Origin of the sequence: Rhodococcus sp. ACPA1, assembly GCF_002300195.1 — a bacterium.
In the GTDB taxonomy this organism is placed as follows: Bacteria; Actinomycetota; Actinomycetes; order Mycobacteriales; family Mycobacteriaceae; genus Rhodococcus_F; species Rhodococcus_F opacus.
Genome location: NZ_NSDX01000008.1, coordinates 271,451 through 292,421, shown reverse-complemented (window position 1 = coordinate 292,421; position 20,971 = coordinate 271,451). Strand labels below are relative to the sequence as shown.

General features: G+C 62.9%; 16 protein-coding genes and 3 pseudogenes. 14 read left to right on the top strand and 5 right to left on the bottom strand.

Translation table 11 applies throughout. From position 1 onward, the window contains the following. Nucleotides 1-51: 51 nt before the first annotated feature. The 3 genes from CJ177_RS34380 to CJ177_RS34370 are packed head-to-tail and all read left to right on the top strand — an operon-like array spanning nt 52 to nt 2,844. Nucleotides 52-276 carry a hypothetical protein gene (locus CJ177_RS34380; RefSeq protein ID WP_095869748.1) on the top strand — a complete coding sequence of 75 codons (225 nt, stop codon included), beginning with the start codon at nt 52-54 and terminating at the stop codon, nt 274-276. After that, nucleotides 276-1,817, top strand: a complete 1,542-nt coding sequence (locus CJ177_RS34375; RefSeq protein WP_257014818.1) for a sodium:solute symporter — start codon at nt 276-278, stop codon at nt 1,815-1,817. Before CJ177_RS34380 ends, CJ177_RS34375 begins: the two co-directional genes overlap by 1 nt. A gap of 25 nt (nt 1,818-1,842) precedes the next feature. After that, nucleotides 1,843-2,844 carry a carbon-nitrogen hydrolase gene (locus CJ177_RS34370; protein WP_095869747.1) on the top strand — a complete coding sequence of 334 codons (1,002 nt, stop codon included), beginning with the start codon at nt 1,843-1,845 and terminating at the stop codon, nt 2,842-2,844. A gap of 417 nt (nt 2,845-3,261) precedes the next feature. Here the strand turns inward: CJ177_RS34370 and CJ177_RS34365 are convergent, their stop codons facing one another. Then, nucleotides 3,262-3,933 (bottom strand): GntR family transcriptional regulator, encoded by a 672-nt coding sequence (locus CJ177_RS34365; RefSeq protein WP_095869746.1) that lies wholly within the window; start codon nt 3,931-3,933, stop codon nt 3,262-3,264. Between the two features lie 127 nt (nt 3,934-4,060). On the opposite strand from CJ177_RS34365, the gene CJ177_RS34360 reads away from it, so the two are divergent. From CJ177_RS34360 to CJ177_RS48675, 4 genes and pseudogenes are all read left to right on the top strand, one after another. Further along, nucleotides 4,061-4,912 (top strand): enoyl-CoA hydratase/isomerase family protein, encoded by an 852-nt coding sequence (locus CJ177_RS34360; RefSeq protein WP_095869745.1) that lies wholly within the window; start codon nt 4,061-4,063, stop codon nt 4,910-4,912. A gap of 8 nt (nt 4,913-4,920) precedes the next feature. Next, nucleotides 4,921-7,095, top strand: coding sequence for an acetate--CoA ligase family protein (locus tag CJ177_RS34355; protein ID WP_095869744.1), 2,175 nt, complete (start codon nt 4,921-4,923; stop codon nt 7,093-7,095). A gap of 8 nt (nt 7,096-7,103) precedes the next feature. After that, the gene (locus CJ177_RS34350) at nt 7,104-8,429 is read left to right on the top strand and encodes an MFS transporter (protein ID WP_095869743.1); all 1,326 of its coding nucleotides are present in this window, start codon (nt 7,104-7,106) and stop codon (nt 8,427-8,429) included. A 429-nt stretch (nt 8,430-8,858) separates the two neighbouring features. Further along, nucleotides 8,859-9,147, top strand: a pseudogene (locus CJ177_RS48675) (DUF4193 domain-containing protein). Nucleotides 9,148-9,444: 297 nt separating this feature from the next. On the opposite strand, the gene CJ177_RS34340 reads toward CJ177_RS48675, so the two are convergent. The 4 genes and pseudogenes from CJ177_RS34340 to CJ177_RS48665 form a co-directional block, all read right to left on the bottom strand. Next, on the bottom strand, nt 9,445-9,726 hold the full coding sequence (locus tag CJ177_RS34340) for a hypothetical protein (RefSeq protein WP_257014817.1): 282 nt from the start codon (nt 9,724-9,726) through the stop codon (nt 9,445-9,447). 313 nt (nt 9,727-10,039) lie between these two features. Continuing rightward, nucleotides 10,040-10,359, bottom strand: a pseudogene (locus tag CJ177_RS34335) (hypothetical protein). Between the two features lie 852 nt (nt 10,360-11,211). Continuing rightward, nucleotides 11,212-11,592: an IclR family transcriptional regulator C-terminal domain-containing protein gene (locus tag CJ177_RS48670; protein ID WP_257014846.1), complete on the bottom strand. Its 381-nt coding sequence runs from the start codon at nt 11,590-11,592 to the stop codon at nt 11,212-11,214. 204 nt (nt 11,593-11,796) lie between these two features. After that, nucleotides 11,797-12,018: pseudogene (locus CJ177_RS48665) on the bottom strand (helix-turn-helix domain-containing protein); the annotation flags it as partial. A 281-nt stretch (nt 12,019-12,299) separates the two neighbouring features. Here CJ177_RS48665 and CJ177_RS34325 point away from each other — a divergent pair. The 7 genes from CJ177_RS34325 (at nt 12,300) to CJ177_RS34295 (ending at nt 20,646) form a co-directional block, all read left to right on the top strand. Beyond that, complete coding sequence (locus CJ177_RS34325; RefSeq protein WP_218835152.1) at nt 12,300-13,658, top strand: aspartate aminotransferase family protein; 1,359 nt, start codon at nt 12,300-12,302, stop codon at nt 13,656-13,658. An 18-nt stretch (nt 13,659-13,676) separates the two neighbouring features. Then, entirely contained in the window at nt 13,677-14,657 is a 981-nt protein-coding gene (locus CJ177_RS34320; RefSeq protein WP_095869740.1) for an ABC transporter substrate-binding protein, read from the top strand. Nucleotides 14,658-14,674: 17 nt separating this feature from the next. Then, nucleotides 14,675-15,619, top strand: a complete 945-nt coding sequence (locus tag CJ177_RS34315; RefSeq protein ID WP_095869739.1) for an ABC transporter permease — start codon at nt 14,675-14,677, stop codon at nt 15,617-15,619. 70 nt (nt 15,620-15,689) lie between these two features. Continuing rightward, a complete protein-coding gene (locus tag CJ177_RS34310; protein ID WP_218835151.1) occupies nt 15,690-16,421 on the top strand; it encodes an ABC transporter ATP-binding protein in 732 nt (243 codons plus the stop codon). 57 nt (nt 16,422-16,478) lie between these two features. Then, nucleotides 16,479-17,777, top strand: coding sequence for a Glu/Leu/Phe/Val dehydrogenase (locus CJ177_RS34305; RefSeq protein WP_095869737.1), 1,299 nt, complete (start codon nt 16,479-16,481; stop codon nt 17,775-17,777). Between the two features lie 83 nt (nt 17,778-17,860). Then, the gene (locus CJ177_RS34300) at nt 17,861-19,027 is read left to right on the top strand and encodes an acetyl-CoA acetyltransferase (RefSeq protein WP_095869736.1); all 1,167 of its coding nucleotides are present in this window, start codon (nt 17,861-17,863) and stop codon (nt 19,025-19,027) included. Beyond that, nucleotides 19,021-20,646, top strand: coding sequence for an AMP-binding protein (locus CJ177_RS34295; protein WP_095869735.1), 1,626 nt, complete (start codon nt 19,021-19,023; stop codon nt 20,644-20,646). The genes CJ177_RS34300 and CJ177_RS34295 overlap by 7 nt, the downstream gene beginning before the upstream one ends. Nucleotides 20,647-20,971 lie beyond the last annotated feature (325 nt).

Genomic DNA, 20,971 nt, shown 5'->3' with positions numbered 1-20,971 from the left:
GCCGGAACGTTCCGGCAGATGCCCCTGAGGGCCCTACCACGGAGTTTGCACATGTCACATTCAGCTCGACCGTCCGCGAGAAGGTCGCAATCCCCCCTGATACTGGGCCTCCTGGCGCTCGACTTCGCCGTTGGGCTGGCACCGCCGCTGCATTGGCTGGCCGGCAACGGCACCGCCGTGGTCTCGATCGGATATTTCCTCGCAGCCGGTGTGTTCATCACGCTGAGCCTGTTCGTGATGACCGCACTCGACTCGGCAGGCGGGGGCGATCATTGATGAACATGCTCATCGGATACGGAGGCATCGCCGTCTTCTTCGTTGTCGTCGTGACGGCCTTGGAGCTCACCAAACGCAAGGATGCAACGTTCAGTGAGTACGCGACGGCCGGGCGATCCTTCGGATCGTTCTTCGGAACGATGGCGTTCCTCAACACCTGGTTGCCCGGAACGATGTTCATCTCGTTCGCCGGCCTCGCCGCGAGCGCCGGAGTCATCGGCTTCTACTCGATGATCTACTCCCTGCTGGCGGTCGTGCTCATGTTCTTCCTCGCCAAACCCGTCCACGATTGGGGTAAGCGGTACGACCTGAGATCCCAGGCGGACCTGCTCGGCGCCCGTTACAACTCACGCGCGGTCCGGATAGTTGCCGCCCTGATCGGAATCGCCGCATCGTTTCCGTGGATCGTTCTCGGGATGCAGTCACTGGCTCTGGTCTTCAAGTATCTGTCGTTCGGGCACGTCGGAGCGAGCGCGGCTGTGCTGATCGGCATCGTGGTGATCGGGCTGCGCCAGATCTGGACGATCAGGTTCGGCATGCGAGGGGTGATCATCAGCGACATGGTGCAGGGCATCGTCGCCTACCTCATCGGGACCCTCATCGTCCTCGGCCTACTCACCTGGCTTGTCAGCAACGGGCACGGTTTCGACGCCGTCGCCCCGGACCACTTCGATCTCCCCGGGCCGGGAAGCTCGCTCGGACCTCTCTACCTCTCGTCGCTGATTCTCACTGGCGCGCTGGGAGGTTGGTGCTGGCCGGACATCTTTGTCCGGCTGTTCACGGCGCGAAGCGTCGCGACGATCAAACGCTCGGCGGTACAAGCGGCGCCGGTGCTGCTGATCTTCGGGGCCGCATTGACGCTGATGGCGATCGCCGCCTCCAGCGTTCCCGGTGTCACCGAAGCACCGGATGACGTGTGGTTCATCACGGCCGGCATCGGGGGCGTAGGCCTGATCACCCTGGCGGGCATCTGCGTGGTCGCCGCCACCATGGGCAACGTGGGCGCCAACCTCCAGGCCCTGGGCACCCAAACCGCCAACGACATCATCGGGGTAGCCAAGGGAGTCCGAGTCACAGACCCCCGGATCGGACGCATCACTGTAGGAGTGCTGACACTTCTTGCCGCCATCGGCGCCTTCGCCACCGTCGGCACCTCCTCCGGACTGATCACCCTCGCCCTCATCTCCTACCAGGGGATCTGCCAGCTCGCCCCGACATTGTTCCTCGGGATCTTCTGGAGAAGAGGCACCGCCACGGCAGCGGTCGCCGCGATGACCAGCGGTTTCGTGACCGCAGGTGCACTCCAGGTGTTCTGCCCGATCTCGATCCCCTGGCTCGGAGGCCTCACCTCCGGTGTCGCAGCACTACTCGTCAACGCCGCCGTCTACGTCGCCCTGACCTACGTGGCGCCGATGAGCACCGCCGAACGCCGGAGAGTGGATCTGCTGTTCGACCGGCTGCACGCTTCGGACGCCGATCCGGACCCCCACATCCACCCCGCCCCCGAGGTGAACCTCGATTCCCACACACCAGCCCATTAACACCCGCACCGAGAAGGCAATCCACATGAGACCCACCCCGCAAACGAAGCCACGGCAAGTGACCGTGGCCGCCACCCAGTTCGGCTGCACCTGGGACCTACACGATAATCTTGCCACCGCCGAGCGCCTGGTACGCAAAGCCGCCGGCGCCGGCGCCCAGATCATCGCCCTCCCCGAGTTATTCGAGACGACCTACTTCTGCCAGAGCCTCGACGACGGGTACTTTTCACTCGCCGCACCCATCGACGAGAACCCCGCGGTGCAACTGGGCCGCGACCTTGCCCACGAACTGCAGATCGTTCTACCGGTGAGCACATTCGAACGCGACGGTCAGAAGTACTTCAACAGCGTCACCATCATCGATGCAGACGGCACGATCCTCGGAACATATCGGAAAACGCACATACCGGAAGGCCCCGGATATCACGAGAAGTTCTACTTCAATCCCGGCGACACAGGCCTGAGAGCGTGGCGCACGCGCTACGCCACCATCGGCGTCGGTATCTGCTGGGATCAGTGGTTCGTCGAATCGGCGAGAATTATGGCGTTACAAGGAGCGGAACTACTGCTCTACCCCACCGCAATCGGATCAAGCCCCACCCCGAACGACCACCACGGTGACTACTCCACCGAAGCGGGAGACTTGCAGAACACCGAACTGCGACACACCCACTGGCAGACCGTGCAACGCGGACACGCAGCCGCCAACATGATGCCGATCGTCGCAGCCAACCGAATCGGCGTCGAGACCCAGGGCACCACGCACATCGAATTCTTCGGGCAATCCTTCATCACCAACCAACGCGGAGAAGTCGTCGAGGAACTGAGCAACGACAGCGAAGGAGTCATTCTCCACGAGTTCGATCTGGAGAAGGTGCGCACCCAGCGAGCAAGCTGGGGCCTCTTCCGCGACCGCCGCCCCAGTGCCTACACCGACCTGACCGCCGGTTCATACCCACTATCGAATCGAACGACTCCTCCTCCACCCCAACGCAATCACGCCTCGGTGACGCCAAGCACCTTCTGACAGTGGCCGGACCCGCCACCGCGCCAACCCGATCAACCCAACACCGGCATCGGGCACAGCGCGGTGGCGTGTCCACCCGGTACGCAAGGCAGAAGCCCGCGGTCTGAGTGAGCCCCGACGCCACTCACCCGGGCCTGCGCTGCGGGAAGTGGGTGCGCGTCGACAGCATGATCAAGACTCACGTCAGCGGCCTCCTGGTCTGCATTCCCGTGGTGACCGCTCTGCGGGACCGGGTGGCCCGACGAGCGTGCCCACCGCCGGACCCCAAATTCGCCGGCGCCCCACACACCGACAACAACCACCCTGGGACGTGCCATCACCGCAGGTCAACCGCACAAACCGAGCAACCCGATCGCGACGAGTAGCGGCTACGTGCGGTCTTGTCCGCGGGCGATCGAGACGAGCAGCGAGTGCCAGCTACTCCGACTTCACTTCAAGCATGCCCTGCAACCACTGTTGGAGGCGCTCTTCGATATGTTGTAGCGCGGCCTGGGCGGCCGTCGAGTCGCGAGCTAGGCAAGCTGTCGTGAACGCAGTGAACTCGCGTCCGAATTCGACGCCACTGTCGGTGACGGCGTGGCGCGCATACCGGAGGTATCGCTGCTGGCGCTGCCGCCATGCCATAGCTTCGCGGTAGAGGTGTGGCCGGTCGGCCCGTTGGTAGACGAGGTCACGAAGCTGGAAGGAGGCCTTGATCAGGCCTTCCTCGTCGCCGGACTGGACGGCGTTCTCGCGCCACTCCGACAGCCGTGCGACCTCGTCGAGATCCTCGTCGGTAAGTTTCGGGACGCCGATTGCGATCAAGCGCCGCTCCAGCGCGTTGCAGACTGTCATCACGACCTCGCCGTCTTCCCTGGTCAGCGGAGCCACTCTGCTGCCGAGGCGTACGTGGGAAATGACCAACCCCTCCGCTTCCAGGCGCCGCAGCGCCTGACGGGCCGGGGTGAGGCTGACGCCGGCCCACTCGGCGATTCCGGCCATCCGCAACCTCGTTCCGGGTGAGAGCCGCAGCTGGACGATCTCGTTGCGCAGGGCGTTCACCACGGCTTCTTCGACCGTCTGGATCTCGATGGGGGTTGGGTCTTGCATGATTCCGGTCACATTGCTACCTTACCCGGACATCATCTTTGATCAAAAAATAGACACTTCGTCACCCATTCGTTGATCAAAAATCAAAAGTGTGGTCCTTTCCGCACCTGTCACAGGAGCACAAACCATGTCCCAAATACTCGTCACGAGGCATGACCGAGTCGCCCACCTCAGCCTCAATCGTCCCGAACGGCTCAACGTGCTCGATCCGACGGTCTACCGCGAGCTTTTCGACGCACTCGAAGCCGCCTACGCCGACCCCGAGGTAGGCGCGATAGTGCTGAGCGGGGAAGGCGATCACTTCTGCGCAGGATTCGACCTGGGCGCCTCCGACGACATGGCCGTGCAGGACTCGGTATGGGCGCAGTGGGACGGAATGGAGCGCCAGCGCGCGGCGATGGCGTCGATCGGCCACTCACCCAAGCCCATCGTGGCGGCCGTGCGGGGCTACTGTCTCGGCGGCGGATTCGAGCTGGCCAATTACTGCGACTTCATCATCGCGGCCGAGGACGCGGTCTTCGGCGAACCGGAGGTCCGATTCTCCCTCGTAGCGCATCCGCGATTGCTCTACTTCGTGCCATTGCGCAAAGCGAAGGAGATACAGCTACTCGGTGAGAACTTCAGTGCGGCCTATGCGGAGCGCATCGGCCTTATCAACGAAGTCGTGCCCAACGAAGACCTCGACACCCAGGCGTTCGAGTTCGCGCAGCGTCTGAGCCGTGTGCCGGCCGAGACCTTCCGTCACACGAAGACAATCATGAGTCGAGTGCTCGATATTCAAGGGATGAGCGTTGCTGAGAGCATGCTCACCAGTGACTTCGTGGTCAGCAAGCTGACTGAAACTTCCGATCGCGTCCGGTTCCGGCAGATTCGCGAGACCGAGGGGTTGCGGGCGGCGCTGGCGTGGTCACGCACCAAGGACGCTCCACCAGCCCCGGAGCCGGAGCAGCGACAGGACGGGATGAGCGTGAACGCGTGAGGACCGGGATGGACACCGCACAGTGGGAAGCTTTCAGTTCGCCGCGGCGGATCGCGGTGGTCGGCGCATCAGCTCGGCCCGGCCCGCTCAATTTCGCCCAACGCTTGAGCCGCAACAACACCCACCTCGGGTTCGGCGGGGAGATCTACTTCGTCAACCCCCGGCATGACTCGATCTTCGACAACCCGTGCTATCCCGATATGCAGTCCCTGCCGGACAAGGTCGATGTCTGCTTGATCAACACACCGTCTCAACACGTCCTGAGCGCCTTGGACGACGGGATCTCCGCCGGCGTTCGGTCGTTCATCGTCCACGCCGGTGGCTTCGGCGAGACCGGCGCCGAGGGCATCAGCCGGCAGGACGAACTGCGTGATCGTTGCGCCGAGGTCGGCGCCGCGCTGATCGGCCCGAATTGCCTTGGGCTGTACCACTCCCGTGGGCGCGTCGCCCTCTACGGAGCGGACATCCCACCCGGAATTCGCCGAGGCGGATTGGCCGTGCTGGCGGGCAGCGGCTCGGTCTCGGTGAGCATGATGCAGCTCGGCCAGAGCGTCGGCCTTCACAGTGCCGTCTCGACAGGAAACGAGGCAGTCACCACCGCCGAGGATATTCTCGAACACCTTGTCCAAGATCCTGGCGTCACCGTCATCGCCCTGTTCGTCGAGGCGCTGCGCCAGCCGGACAAGTTCCGCGATCTCGCGCGGCGCGCCAACGCTCTGGGCAAACCCATCGTCGCACTCAAAGCAGGGACCTCGGAGAAGGGAGCCGCCGCAGCGGGCAGCCACACCGGCGCGATGGTCGGCACCGGGGCGTCCTACCGAGCGTTGTTCGACCAGCTCAACGTCATCGCCGTCGACGACTTCGAAGAACTGCGCGAGACCGTCCGAGCCCTCACCGCGCTCGGACGGCGCGGCCCGACTCACCCCGGCATCGCGGTCGCGGGCATGTCAGGCGGCAAACTCTCGGTCGTCGTCGATCTCGCCGAGCGTCTCGGCATCGACATCCCACCCCTTGCGCCTCAGACCGTGCAACGACTCAACACCGCCTTGGCCCTGCCCGCCGAGACACATGCCGTCAACCCTGTCGACGTCGGCGCCGGCTTCCGCAACGGGAAGCCCAGCACCGAGACCCTCGGTGAGTGCGTGCGCATCCTGGCCGCCGATCCCCACGTCGGGCTCGTGCTCGTCCAGCAAAGCCTCAGCGGGACCGGTCTCGCGAACGCACTGGAACACAGTTGGGCACAAGCAGTCGTCGACGCCGCCGCCGATCTTGACGAAACCGTCGTCATCGTCTCCGAAATCCCTGTACCCGCCGCACACAACAGCGACGCCGCCGCTGACGAATGCCGTGACAGCATCGACCCGTTGCTCGCGGGATCTGTCCCGGTTCTCGGTGGTCTGCGCCCAGCCCTGTGCGCACTTCGTGGGCTGTCGCGGTGGCGCGGCCGGACGAATCAGGTCTGGACGCCGCCCCCGGCCACCGCCACGACTGCGAACCCCGCCGTGATCCGTGAACGGATTCGAGACCGCCACGGCCTCCTCGACCCCGTCGAGACCGAGGCAATCCTCGCCGCCTACGACCTCCCGGTCATGCGCACCCACCTCCTCACGACCGACTCCATACCGGAGCGTCCTGACCTGAAGTTTCCGGTAGTCGCGAAGGTGGTATCCCCCGACATCGCTCACAAGAGCGACGTCGGAGGAGTCATCCTGGACATCAACTCCGTCGACGAGTTGTGCACCGCCTACCATCGCATCCTCAGCAACGTCAGAGAAGCCCACCCCACCGCCCGCATCACGGGCGTCCAGATCGCCCCCTACCTCAGTGCGGGCATCGAATTGTTCATGGGCAGCCGCGTCGAACCCGGGATCGGGGCCACCGTCGCGGTCGGACTCGGCGGTACCCTCGTCGAACTCCTCGGTCAGCCCCAAGTCGTGGCCGCCCCACTGGACCAGGCCACCGCTCGCGAGGCACTGACACACATGGCCGGCGCGAAGATCCTGGACACCTTCCGAGGCGGACCCAGCGCCGACATCGACAGTCTGGCCCTGACGTTGTCGCGACTGGGCCAGCTCACCACAGACCTGGCCGACCGCGTCGTCGACGTCGACCTCAACCCGATCATCGTCACCCACAGCCACCGCGGCGGCCTCGTCGCGGATGCCCGAATCGTCCTCAACTAGGAGCGACAATGTCCTCAGGGTCGCAGAACATCGACAGCCAAAGGTCCCGGACCGTCGCAGCCATCGCGATGGGCAACTTCATCGAGTGGTTCGAATTCGGCCTCTACGGCTACTTCGCCGTCAGCATCTCTACCACCTTCTTCCCCGACAAGTCAGCAGGCACGGCGCTCATCTCCACGTTCATGCTGTTCGGGATCGCGTTCGTCAGCCGACCGATCGGGGCCATCCTGTTCGGCCGCTACGGCGACCGCGTCGGGCGCCGCGGCGCACTCTCCATCTCCATCGTCGGAATGTCGATTGCAACGTTTCTCATCGGCGTGATCCCCGGCAACCACGCCATCGGTCTCCTCGCTCCCGCACTCCTGCTACTCATGCGCCTAGCCCAAGGCTTCTTCGCCGGAGCCGAAATGGGTGGAGCAGTCACGGCGCTTGCCGAGTACGCACCCCCCGGACAGCGTGGTCGCTACTCAGGATGGAACGGATTCACCCAGCTCCTCGCCCAGATCTGCGCCGCCCTCATCGGAACAACATTAAGCGCCCTCCTCACTCCGGAGTCCCTCAACAGCTGGGGATGGCGCATCCCGTTCCTGATCGCCCTGCCCCTAGGCCTGGTTGGGCTCTACATGCGCACCAAGCTAGCCGAATCCCCCGAGTTCACTCATGCCGCGCACACCGACGCAACCACCAAGAGCCCCCTCAGGGACCTGCTGAGGCTGCACTGGCGACCATTGCTGAAGGTGTGTGGTCTGACCGTCGGCCTCACCACCACGACCTACATGTTGGTCGGATTCTTCCCGTCCTACCTAGTGAAGACCGTCGGACTCACCTCACAGCAGATGTTCACCGCCATGCTGATCGGCCTGAGCATCGCAGCAGTCTTCGTCCCGATCTGGGCACGGTTGTCAGACACCTACGGACGCAAGCCCTTCCTCGTCGGCGGCGCACTGAGCGTCACCCTCCTGACCTTCCCAGTCTTCCTCCTCGCCAGCAGTGGAGGATACGGCCCCGCCTTAGCAGCCTGCGTCATCGCCGCCCTCCTCCTCTCACCGCTGCTCGCCGTGCAAGGCGTCACCTCAGCTGAACTGTTCCCCACCGCCGTCCGCTACACCGGTGTTTCCATGGGCATCAGCGTCATCATCTCCCTCATGGGCGGCTCCACCCCCCTGATCCTCCAAGCGCTCGTCCAAACCACCGGCAACACCGTCATCCCGGCCGCCTACATCACCACAGCCGCAGCAATATCACTCGTCGCCGCACTAACCCTCAAAAACAATCCCAGTACAGCGCCAATCCGAGCGCGATCGGAATCCACGTCACCAGTATCGACCTCCTGAACCGACCCCCGCACAATGTTTGGGGCTGTCTTAACCCAGCCCAACTGCTCTTCCCCCCGGGCCATCTCGGGGGGAGGAGCGCCGCGCGAACCATCGCGAACGCAGTCCTACATCCGAGCCAGCCATGATGTCCCCCTCAGCAACTGCAAGAATCGCGGAAAGCAGAGTGCATTCCTGGAGAACCGTCAGACCGCCGCGCGGAGGACACTTCAACCCGAACCCGAACCCGATCCCGAACTTGCCGCCGAATCAGACCTCAGGGGCAGGCATCGCCTTGTCCACCAGCTTCTTCCGCGAAGGCTGCCACCTCGCCTCACCATCCACGAACTGATCACATTCCTGGCCACATCGCCTGGCACCCCCACATCACAAGCCGGGTGCCTCTAATCTTGCGGAGCCGAACACCCAGAACATGAGGAAGCAGCAGGCATGGCCACCGACTACGACGCCCCCAGAGTCACCGAATCCGACGAGCCGGACACCTCCCTCGAACAGCTCACCGCCAGCCGGAAAGACACCCAGTCCCCCGTCGTGGACGTCGAAGACACCGACACCGCCGAATCCTTCGAACTGCCCGGCGCCGACCTGTCCGGTGAAGAACTCACCGTCCGCGTCATCCCGAAGCAGGCAGACGAATTCACCTGCACCAGTTGCTTCCTCGTCCATCACCGCAGCCGACTCGCCGACTGCGCAGCGGATCTGCCGGGACTGCGCTTGAGAACATCCGAGTACCCGCAGGTCTCGGATGTCTCCACACCAGCAACGGTGCACTCCTCCGGGGAAACCTACCGACCACGGGTCCACCACCGCCGTGTGTCACCGCCTCGGACACACTCGATCCGCCGGCGCGGCGGACATCGGTCCTTCCACAGGCCGGTCGGGGGCCAGGCGATGAACGCGGTGGGGCGGGCGGGGCGCGAACCCGCGCCCAACCGAGTTTGAGTGCACGACTTTCACCGACTGAGCTGCCGACCACCCCGCTGGCCGGTGGCCCCGCCTGTCCTGGGAACAGTCGTCATGCGCGGCCGAAGAGCTGCCGCACCCCACCGTCCTCATCAACCCCATACAGCGCCATCCCCAACAGATCCAGAATCCGCTGAGGTGCCCGCACCGCCGCGTCCACCGAACGCGGCTCGTCACGAACGACCAACGCAAACGACACCGACTGATCCGCCTCGCTCGGCATCCGCCTCACCAGCTGCCCGATCGCGGTATCGACATCCAACCCCGGCGCGGCGGTCGCACCCTTGACCTCGACGTAGAGCCGGCGGCCGTCCTTCTCGGCAACGATGTCCACGAAATCCACCTCGGTACGGACTATCCCCCCTGAGATGACAACCACCCCGCGAAGTCCCGGGCCACGCGCCTCCTCACCTCTCATAACGGACACGGTAAGCCTGAAACGTCAGTTCCGAACATCACCACAGCGCAGAACACATTCGGTGTGGCTATGCCTCGACTCAGCATGCCCGGCAGATGCCGCGCGGCGGGGTCGACATACCCCTTCAGGACCTCATCCGCGTCATACATGTAATCGACTGACTGCTAGGGCAATTCGTGTGCCGATGCCTGATGCCGCCCAGAACCGGCCACGAAGCGGCTGCCGCCGATCATTCTCCCCGGTGTCGGCCGGGCGTCCGCACGCCCGAATCCGGGCCCAGGTTCGGGTCCGGGGCGGAGCGGTGGAAGCCCGGATCCATGGTCAGGTCTTCGGTGTCGGCAAAGACCAGCCGACCGTCGTCGAGCGCGACCGCCCACCGATGCACCGGCGCCCACGCGTGCTCACCACACCGCCAGGATCGGTCACCGCTGCATAGTCCTCGACCACCTCACCGGTGAGATCGGCCTCGACGCTCCTGCGGACCAGCACCTGGACACCGACCGTCAACTCCGGGCCACCGACCGGCCGATTGCCACTGTTTCGGGCCATGCTGATGCACCTCTTCGCTCGGCGAAACTCCCGAGATCGAGCATAAGCACCGACCGGCCCGGTACGCGACCCGACCTGCACGAACACCATCCGCGATCGGAACGCCGCCGAAGCAGTCGGCCGTCATGGGCCGTCGGCGGCCCCCCAAATACGCCAACACACGACCGACGTGCTGCGTTCGCGCGACAGCGATCGGACCCAGCAATGCGTCAACGTTTTCCTCGCCGAACGTCGCGTCCAACACGGCGACGACATTGTCACCGCGGCCGAGCGCAGCCAGCATCTGAACCAATCGTCAATCTCCCGTACCACCCCCAAACCATTCGGGTGCAACCGATTTGGAGTCGCTCCATCGCCCTGGCCTCCAAACGGATCACTCTTTCTCGTCGGCCAGCGGCTCTTGGACGCAACCCGCACCATCGACACCGCCGCGGTTGCCATCACGACGGCCGTCGTCGGCGGCGCCCCGCTCAGCCAGACCTTGATCGCCCCGACCTGGCGTGCCATGGAACCGGCGGAATTCCTGCACCACTTCGCGGTCTACGGCCCCGCCACCGGAGCGACGGCGTCCTTCGACCTCGCCGCCACAGTGCTGTGGGCCAGCACTGTGGCGGCGAGGTCACCGTCAAGAGTCATCGACCGGGGCACCTCGCCTAGACCCTGGCGACGGAAGCAGGACTGCGTGCGTCTCGGTGCGGGGAAGCGCGAAGGCGCCACCCACAATCTGGCAGATACTGTGGGGCAAGCCGCCAGTCGAAGCGACTGTAGCACCAGACAGGTACGCCCCATGAAGCAATTCGGCATCCGCAGGATCGCCGATTGGTGTGAAAGTGGATACGGCTTATGCGGGGATCAGGCTTTGATCTGGTTGTTTATTCGGCGAGCCTCCTCCCGCAAGATCGATACCAGACGAGGCTGTCGCTCTGGAGTCATTCGTGACGCCACGGCCGCGATACTCAGTGACAGCGTGGGTTCTCCCATTGCGTCCGGGACTACAACTGCTATGCCCCATGAGTCTTGGACGACCATGCCTTGGTTGAGGGCAAAACCGTTCTGCCGGGTCTCGTCGTACTTGTCGAGCAGGTAGGCGCGGGTGATTTGTGGGTATCTCCGTCGGATCTCAGCTTCGTTCGCGGCGATCAGCGATGCCGCGACGTTGCGAGGGACTGCAGCCAACAAGGCCAGTCCCGCAGCGCCGATACCAAGGGGGTGACGGTCGCCGGCCTGCAGCACGTGACTCCGAACTGGCCAGGCGCCTTCCTCACGGTGGAGGCACACGGAGTGTGTGCCACTTCGGACCGATACAAATGCGGAGTCTTCCGACAGCTTTGCTATCCGTACTACCGATTCATGGGTTTGCTGTTTGAGCCCGTGTCTGTGCTCCGCGGCTCTGCCGACGGTGTGACTTTGGGTGCCTAACCGGTACCGCTTGTCGTCGCCTTGTTCCACATACCCGGCGTTCACAAGTTCCGCTACCAGCCTGTGGACGGTCGGCCTGGTCAGGCCCGACTCGTCGGCCATCGCGGACAACGAGAGACCGCCCGATCGATCCCACGATGCCAGCAGGGAGAGTAAATCCAACGCGCGTCGGACGCTCTGCGATCCACGCAGGGCAGCGCCTCCCTGCTCCCCAGCTTCATCGAGTTCGTGATTTCGCAATATGAAACCCCTTACTAGTGACTTTCACTGCCAATATATGCACCATACGCCCTATAAAGACCGCGCACAGCCGGGGCGCGGGGCCGCCACACCGTCGACATTAGTCCACATTGCGGAACTTCAACCTCGGGTTTTATGCGGCCTCCTTGACTCCGCGATTGTGAACCACTTCACTCGTCCTCAATGGCGAGTTGGAGCGCGGGAGCGTCCGGTTTACACGCTCCGCACACCGCGTGGCGGTGCTGCTCGTCGCGCCAATCACCACCATGAGGAGACAGACTGTGATCTCACCGAGAGTGACCCAGACCCGCGTTTTCCACCGAGACCTCAAGAATCAATGGCCCTCGGTTGATCGAACATATGGCGAATACATTTGGGACACAGAGGGAAACAAGTACCTGGATGCGACGGCAGGCGGATCCGTTGTCGTCAATGTGGGCTACTCGGTGCCGCGCGTGCTCGCAGCAATGCAGGAGCAAGCCGCGCTGGCGTGCTTCTCCGCCGCTTTCACAAGTCAGCCCCAGGAAGAGCTCGGATTTCAGGTGGCCCACTTCGCTCCTGGGGACCTGGACTACGTCCGGTTCACTTCGGGTGGGTCCGAAGCGAACGAGAGCGCGATCAAACTTGCTCGCAAGTACTTCGTCGAGGCGGGCAAGCCGGACAAGTGGAAGGTCATCGGACGTCACCGTGGTTTCCACGGCAACACTCTGGGTGCACTGTCGGCGACTGGGCATCGAGGGCGTCGCGCCGAGTACGAGCCGCTCTTGGTGCCGTTCCCTCATGTCTCCGCCCCGTATCGGTACCGCTGCGAACAATGCGCAGCTGGAGAAACATGCACAAATCACCTAATGACCGAGCTTGAGTCAGTGATCGCCAGTCAGGGCTCGAACTCGATCGCAGCGTTCATCGCCGAGCCCGTCGTCGGCGCCGCATCAATGGGCACAACGCCACCCCCGGACTACTGGCCGCGCCTGCGCGAGGTTTGCGACAAACACGACATCCTGCTCATCGCCGACGAGGTCATGACAGGAATGGGCAGGACCGGACGCAACTTCGCTGTCGACCACTGGGGAGTTGTCCCGGACATGATCACCAGCGGGAAAGGAATCGGCAGCGGGTACACCCCCCTGGGCGCAGTGATTGCTCGTCGCAAGATCTGGGAGGCGGTGAGCGAGGGAACCGGGCAGTGGGAGCACGGATTCACCTACGGAGGCAACCCTCTCTCGTGCGCAGTGGGGCTCGCTGTCCTGCGTTGCCTCCAAGATCAAGACCTTGTGCAACAGGCGGCCACTAACGGTGACTACCTGAAGAAGAACATGGTTGATCAGCTCGGTGAGCATCCACTCGTTGGCGAAATCGACGGTCTTGGAATGCACCTCGGAATCGAACTGGTCGCGGACCGTACGACCAAGCGCCCGTTTGCCAAGGAGGTGGCGATCTCCAAGCGTGTTGCGGCCGCGTGCCGCTCGCGCGGCGTTCTCGTCAACCCGACCTTCACCGACAACGGCGACGGACTGTCGGGCGATCGATTCGGTGTGACGCCGATATTCACCTTCACGAGAGCTCAGCTGGATCAGACCGTGGAGGCGGTCCAGCTCTCTCTCGACGAAGTCCTCAACAACCTTTCAGCGAAAAACTAGAAGCCAGAGGTACCGTTCATGAAAAGCACGCGCCTGATCGCGGCCACGAGTATCTCGTTGCTGACCTTAGTCGTCGCAGGCTGCACGGACTCCACCACCACGGGCAGTGGCGAGTTCTCGGGCAAGACGGTCTGTGTCGATCAGTATGTTTCTGCTGCCCCCACCGAATCAATTGTGGAGGGGCTTCGTGAAGCCCTGGGCGACGCGACACGCAACGGACTCGAGCTGGAGGTGAAGAACCCTCAGGGTGACGCGGGAACGGAGGCGACCATCGTCCAGCAGTTCATCAGCTCGAGTTGTGATGTCCTCATCCCTGTAGGTACAGCCGCAGCACAATTGCATGCGAACGCGACCGACGAGATCCCCGTGGTGTTCGCTGGTTCGTCCACCCCGGTACAGGCCGGTCTCGTGGAGTCGACGAGCGTGCCGGGTGGGAATGTGACCGGTGTGTCCGACGCGCTGCCGGTGACCGAGGAGATCGACGCCATGCTCGAGATCGATCCCTCGATAGCGAGCGTGGGTGTCGTCTGGAAGCTGGGCGACGCGTCCGGGGATTCCCAATCGCAAGATGCGAAACGCTACCTCGACAGCAAGGGGATTCGCTCAGTCGACGCACAGGTCCAAAGCGCCGCTGACGTGACCCAGGCAGTGCGCTCTCTCCAAGGAAAAGCCGAGGCTGTCCAGATCCCGGGAGACACGACGGTCATCGGCTCGGCCGGCGGCGTGGTCAAGGCTGCGAACGAGATCGGACTGCCCGTGTTTGGCGGCACCAGCGGCGCTGTCGAAGCGGGTGCTCTCATCGCCGCCACATACGACTACAAGGAAGTCGGTAAAGAGGCGGGTAACCTCGCGCTCGCGATCCTCGCCGGTGCTGACCCTGCCACCACACCCGTCGTTCTGCCGCCAATCAGCGGGTACGCGGTCAATCTGTCAACGGCAAAGAATTTGGGGCTTACGATCCCCGACTCGATCCTGCAAAAAGCCACCGAGAAGTACTGATCTGAGGACGCCAAACCATGCTTGACATCATCCAAGTGGGAGCCCAGATAGGGCTTTTGTATGCACCGCTCGCTTTGGGCATCTACATCGCGATCGGCGTGATGAGCCTTCCAGACCTCACCCTCCAAGGGTCGTTCGGAATCGGTGGCGCTATTACCGCACAGTCGATAGTCTCGGGGCTCTCTCCGGTGCTCAGCCTGGTGCTTGGCGCCGTAGGCGGCGCACTCGCCGGACTGGCAACCGCGCTCTTGCATCTCCGGCTGAGGCTCAATGTGCTCATCGCCGGACTGGTGATGACAACCGCGGCATACTCGATCTGCCTGATCATTATGAACAGCGGAAACATCACCTTGCTTGGTCAGGACACGATATTCACCTGGGCCCACGATCTCGGCCTGTCGTCCTCGACCGCCTTGCTGCTCATGGGCCTTCTGATCACCGCCATGATCACTCTGGGCCTGAACTGGTTCCTCAAGACGGAGTACGGTCTGTCCCTGCGAGCAACGGGCGAAAACATCCAGACTGCACGCGGCCTCGGCATCCGAACCGAGCAGCGCCAGAAGGTCGGGCTCATGATCGCGAACGGTCTCGCCGGTGTCAGTGGCGGGCTGGTCGTGCAGCAGCAGGGATTCATGGATGTATCCATCCAGAATGGCATTATCGTCATCGGCCTTGCCGCCGTGATGATCGGACGAAGCATCGTGCACTCCAGTCGCGTGCTGCCCACCCTCATCAGCGTGGTCCTTGGAATCTTGGTCTACCGAATCGTCGTCTCCGCAGCGCTCGATTTGGGACTGAATGCCAACTACCTGCAGGCACTGGTCGCCCTGATCGTGATCGTGATCATTGCAGCCCGAGTCAATCTCCACCGCTTCAAGAAGGCGGGCAGTGGCTCGCGCAGGAGTCGGCAGGCCGAACAGAACCAATTCTACGAGGAGGACCGCGTTGCTAGTCTCATCTGAAATGCCTGACCTGGTCGTCGAGGGTTGTACGAAGAGATTTGTCGGAGCCGGCAAACAGATGGTCACTGCTGTGAACGATCTGTCACTCTCCGTCGACCGTGGTGTGGTTGTCGGCATCCTCGGTTCCAATGGCGCCGGCAAGTCAAGTCTGTTGTCCCTCATAGCTGGAACGTCGCTCCCCGAATGCGGAAAGATCTACGCGCGCGGAACGGACATCACCTATTCGCCGTCATGGAAGCGAGTCCACGTCGTCGCACGTGTGCGCCAGAATCCTGAGCACAACATGCTCTCGCCGCTGACCATCGAGGACAACTTTGCGCTCGCGGTTGCACGACGCGAAAGGCGCTTCCGTCTACGTCGTGCTGGTGGTGCGCAGATTCGTGCTAAGGCAGCCGAATTGCTCGAGCCGCTGGGAATGGGTCTGGAGAACAGGCTATCCACGGTGACCGGCACCCTGTCAGGCGGGCAACGCCAAGCTGTGGCGATCACGATGGCCTCCATCGGGGACCCGGCCGTGCTCCTGCTCGACGAGCACTTGGCTGCGTTGGACCCGAACAGCGCTCGAAAAGTCAGTGACATCACCGAGGAACTGGTCCGGTCCAAAAACATCACCACATTGATGGTCACCCACGACATGAATCACGCCCTCGAACGGGCGGACAGGTTGCTGATGATGCACGAGGGCCGCATCCTCTTGGATTTCGACAAGGAGAAAATGGTCGGTCTGACCCCGCGTGATCTCCACATGCAGTTTGCGAATCTCGCTGGAGAGTCCCTGCCGGACAGCACTCTTCTCAGCTAGCCGGCCGTGTCCATTGAACGACAATCCGTCCGTGTGCTTGATATCGAAAGTCATCATATGAAGACAGATAGCTTGCCAGTTCATCCGGTCGTTTCTGCAGTAGGGCACCCCAAGTCCGACATACGAAGGGCGGCGCTGACCCAGCTGCGGGACGCCGTCGAGTTTCTCGAACTGGACGAAGGCACCCATAAAGTACTCGCTGAGCCGCGTCGATCTCTGATGGTGTCGGTTCCCCTACTGCGAGACGACGGTTCGTTGGAGGTCTACGAAGGATTTCGTGTACAGCACAATGCAGCGCGAGGACCCGCGAAGGGCGGGATCCGGTTCCATCCCGTAGTAGACCTGGGCGAGGTCACGGCACTAGCGATGTGGATGTCGTGGAAATGCGCGGTCGTCGGTGTTCCGTACGGTGGCGCGAAAGGAGGAATCCGGATTGACCCCTCCACGCTCAGTGCCGCGGAACGCGAACGGCTGACCCGACGTTTCACGAGTGAGATTCGGGCCTTCATTGGACCCGAGATCGACATCCCCGCACCAGATGTCGGCACCGATGAGCAGACAATGGCGTGGATGATGGACACCTACTCGCAGGTCGCCGGCTACTCGGTTCCTGGGGTGGTCACCGGCAAGCCGATCAGCATCGGTGGCACCTCCGGCCGGGCCGGCGCCACCTCGCGCGGAGTCGCGATCGCGACCCTCGAGGCACTCGACAGCCACGGCATCGACCCGAACGGGCGAACGGTTGCCGTAGAAGGGTTCGGCAAGGTCGGCGCACTGGCCGCGCTCTACCTGCAAGAAGCGGGTATGAAGGTCGTGGCTGTGACCGACGTCGGCGGAGGCAGGTACTGCGCGCACGGGCTCGACATTGAGCTGCTCATCAGCGAGATGGCGTCCGGCGCCGTCTCTGTCCGCGACAGCGAACAAGGTGACGAACTCAGGCGCGAGGAGTTGCTGAGCCTGGATGTCGACGTCCTGGTACCGGCGGCGTTGGAGGGAAGTATCAATGACTCCAACGTCGACATGGTCTCCGCACGAGTCATCGTAGAAGGCGCTAACGGTCCCGTGACACCGGCAGCGGATCGCGTGCTCGAGGATTGCGGAACGCTCGTCATCCCCGACATCCTCGCCAACGCCGGTGGTGTGGTCGTCTCGTACCTGGAGTGGGTGCAGAACGTCCAGTCCTACTCGTGGAGCGACCTCGATGTGCAGCTCAAATTGTCGGACGTCATGCAAACGGCGTACAAGTCCGTGTTCGCCTTGAGCCAGTTTCGCTCGATCACCATGCGCCGAGCGGCTCATGCCATCGGCGTCGGCCGGGTTGCGGAAGCCATGCAATGCCGTGGGAACTTCCCGTAGCCGCCTAGCCGATGAGCTCGCGGCGCCAGACCCCGGCGCGATCGATCGGGCTGTCTAACAGACCATCACAGAATCGGAGCATTATGTATACACACCCATCGATCATCGGGTGGAACCACACGGAGTTCGGAAAACTCGATCTCGATCTGACGGAGTTGATCGGATCGGTCGTCCCTGATGCGCTCGTGCATGCACAAGTGGCAGCGGCCGACGTCGACGGCATCTTCGTCGGTGTCTACAACAATGGTTTCTCCCTGCAGGACTTTCCCGGTTCCCTGGTTTCGCTCGCCGTACCGGAGTTTCGCCACACCGCCTCGACACGAGTCGAAAACGCCTGTGCAACAGGCAGCGCAGCGGTCTACGCGGCGTGTGATTTCATTGAGTCGGGCCGGGGAGAGGTCGCCCTCGTCATCGGTGCCGAGAAGATGACCGGGGTGACCACCACCCTCGCCGGCGAGATCCTACTGTCCGGATGCTACCGCCCGGAGGAATCTGATGTGACCGGCGGATTTGCCGGTGTTTTCGCGAGTATCGTCGACGCCTACTCCGAACGGTACGGAGACCCGCATCGGTCCATGGCGGCGATCGCGGCGAAGAACCATCGCAACGGTGTGACGAATCCGTTCGCTCAGATCCGCAAAGACCTCGGATTCGACTTCTGCAACGAGGTATCGGACCACAATCCCTATGTCGCTGGGACTCTGCGACGCACGGACTGCTCACTCCTTTCGGACGGCGCGGCGGCTTTGGTCATCACCAGCGCCGACCGAGCGTCGAGTGCACCTCGTCGAATCGGATTTCGATCTCGAGTGCACGAGAACGACTTCCTTCCACTGTCGAAACGCGATCCGATCGAGTTCGCGGGCGGGCGCCGCGCTTGGAACCGAGCACTCGGGCAGGCCGGAACAGCATTGCTCGATCTCGACTTTGTCGAGACGCACGATTGCTTCACGATCGCCGAATTAATCGAGTACGAGATGCTCGGATTGGCAGAGCCAGGACAGGGCCACCGCGTCGTCGAGGAAGGACTAGCCGTCGCCGACGGGAAGCTGCCCGTCAATCGGTCCGGCGGACTGAAAGCCAAGGGGCACCCGATCGGCGCCACAGGCGTGTCCATGCATGCGATCGCTGCGATGCAGCTCGCCGGGGAGGCCGGATCCTTTCAGCTGCCGGGCGCCGACATCGGCGGTGTCTTCAATATGGGCGGTACTGCAGTCGCGAACTACGCGAGCGTATTGGAAAGATGGTAGGAGCGATGGACTCGTCTCGTATCGATAACACGATTGTCCGCCAACGGACTACGAACCTCGCGACCTTACTGACGCAGACCGCCCGCCGGCTGCCGGAGAATTTAGCGATCGCCCGCGGGCAAGTGGGACGGACCTGGGCTCAGCTCGACCGTCGGGTGTCGGCACTGTCCGAAGCCTTGCACCAAAATGGGCTCGGATCGGGGTCGGTGGTGATGATCCACTCACCGAACTGTCTGGACTACTTGACGGTGATGTTCGCGACGTGGCGCGTCGGCGCCGTGATCGTTCCCACCAACTGCAAGCTGCTACCGGAAGATGTTGCGAGTCTGAGCGAGGTCGTCACACCTGACCTTGTGATCTGTCACCAGAGCTACGGTGACCACGCGAACGCACTACAGGATTACCCGATCTGGACGGTAGGTGACGACCCCACATTCGCAACGGTGGACGCGATTCATGTCGCCGACCTCATCGACCGACACTCGGGTGCAGCACAGATCGAAGATGCACCGGTCTATGTCGGCACACCAGCCTGGTACTTCTTCACCTCGGGAACTAGTGGTCGTCCCAAAGCTGCAGTGCTCAACCACGACCAAATGGCGTTCGTCATCACCAATCACATCTGCGATCTGATGCCCGATCTGACGGAATCGGACTCGACACTGGTGCTCGCGCCGCTCTCGCACGGCGCCGGCGTCCACGTACTGACTCACGTCGCCCGCGGTGCATCAATCGTGCTCACTCCGCGCGACACACTGGACGTCGTCGAGGCGTGGGAACTGATCGGAGAGTTCGGAGTCTCAACGCTGTTCACTGTGCCCACGATCCTCAACAAACTCGTGCAGGCCCACGTTCCCGGCGAAACGCAATCCGACAGCCTGCGCTACGTCATCTATGCCGGCGCTCCGATTGCGTCGAACGCCCAACATGAGGCCCTCGCGGTCCTCGGCGAGGTGCTGGTCCAGTACTACGGCCTATGTGAAGTCACCGGCAACATCACAGTGCTGCCGCCGCATCTGCACGGACGAACTCCGACCCACGACGGTATCGGGACCGCCGGATATGTGCGGACTGGCATGTCCATCAGCATCCAGGATGACGACGGGCGGGAACAACCCACGTGCCAGCGAGGCGAGATCTGTGTCTGTGGACCAGCCGTCTTCTCTGGCTACCTGGAGAACGACCTCGCCAACCAGCGAGCGTTTCGGAACGGGTGGTTCCGCACCGGTGACATCGGCTACCAGGATGAGTCCGGCTTGCTCTACATCACCGGCCGCGCATCCGACATGTTCATTTCGGGTGGCTCGAACATCGATCCCCGGGAGGTGGAGGAGAAGATCCTCAAACATCCCGATGTCGCCCAGGTCGGCGTCGTCGGTGCCCCCGATCCAGTCTGGGGTGAGGTCGGATACGCGCTATGCGTACTTCGCCAGGACTCAACGGCAACGAGCGATGAGCTGATGGCCTGGTGCAGAGCGAACATGGTGCGGTACAAGGTCCCCAAGCACATCGAAGTAGTCGCTGCCTTGCCCACCTCAGCATATGGCAAGGTGACGACCCGACTGCTCAAGGAAGAACTCCTCCGTTCCGGACTGTGGCCGGGAATGCAGGTCACCTGAGCACACGAGGCGGCGTGCGAGAAGCATTTTCACGGTCAGAAGGGCCAACGGGCACGCCGCTGCATATCCCTCGCTGCGGCGAAAATGCCGACAGTTCCGAAGGCCTCCCGACGTCCGATTCGATGTGTGAAAATCCCATGAACTCTCGTCAGTACCGTCAATGGCGCCAGGGGCGTCACGCCACATGGATCAAAGCCCAACGCAAACGCAAACATCCTGACACCGAGGCCGACCTCATCATCGCATTCGCCATCATGTGGGCACCATACGGTGGCGCTCCCGCGGAGGAAATCCTCGTCCGCTTCGGACTCACTGGCTCTGGCAG